The following is an 845-nucleotide window of genomic DNA, read 5'->3' on the forward strand; positions in this document are numbered from 1 at the left end:
GGCCTGCACGTCGAGGATGGCCTGGGCCAGCGCGATCGCGGCCTGGCCGTCGACGGCGGCGTGGTGCAGCTGGGTGTAGAGGCCGACGCGCCGGGTCTTGTCCGGCCCGGGCGCGAGGCCTTCGAAGACATGGAACTTCCACAACGGGCGGTCGCGGTCGAGCAGCACGGGGTGCAGCTGGCTGACCTGCTCGTCGAGTTCGGCCAGCCCGCTGCCCTTCGGCAGCTTGATGCCGACGATGTGCTGCGCGAGGTCGGGCGCCGCATCGACCCACACCGGGTTGGCCAGGTTGAACGGCATCCACGCGAGCTTGCGGCTCAGCGCCGGCGCGAGCGGCAGGCGGGAACCGATGTGGCGCCGCACGTCGTCGAGGAAGCTGCCCTTGTAGCTGGCCGGCAACTCGAACAGATGCAACGCGCCGACATGCATCGGCATCTCCGGCGTCTCCATGTAAAGGAAGGACGCGTCCAGACCGGACAGCTGCTTCATGGGCCTCTCCTGGGGGGTGAGGCCGATGCTAGGGCGCGGTCTGCTCCCAGGCGCTCGGGGGAAGCCCTACTCGTCGGTCAGCGTGCGCAGCGGATGCGCATGCGCAGGCCACGGGCTCTCGAAGAACGCCGCCACCATCGCCGGCGTCACGWCCTCGATGCGTGCCGGGTTCCAGCGCGGGCKGTGGTCCTTGTCGACCGCCAGCGCGCGGATGCCCTCCACCGTCTCGCTCGCCGCGCCGGGGCACAGGTGGAAGCAGCGGCGCACCAGGTCGCGCTCCATGCGCAGGTCGTCGGCGAGCGTCATCGCGCGGGCGCGCCGCACCTGCTCCAGCGTCACCGCCATCATCAACGGCG

2 protein-coding genes are annotated in these 845 nt (G+C 71.1%); both read right to left on the minus strand.

Features of this window, described 5'->3' with window-relative positions:
- Positions 1-489 (minus strand): wax ester/triacylglycerol synthase domain-containing protein (locus AC1D01_RS36905; protein WP_477874804.1); only part of this gene is annotated, 489 nt, incomplete at its 3' end.
- 66 nt (positions 490-555) lie between these two features.
- Positions 556-845: enoyl-CoA hydratase/isomerase family protein (locus tag AC1D01_RS36910; protein WP_477874806.1), on the minus strand; the 290-nt coding region annotated here is incomplete at its 5' end.

The sequence above is a fragment of the Rhizobacter sp. P3_B12 genome, assembly GCF_056402895.1.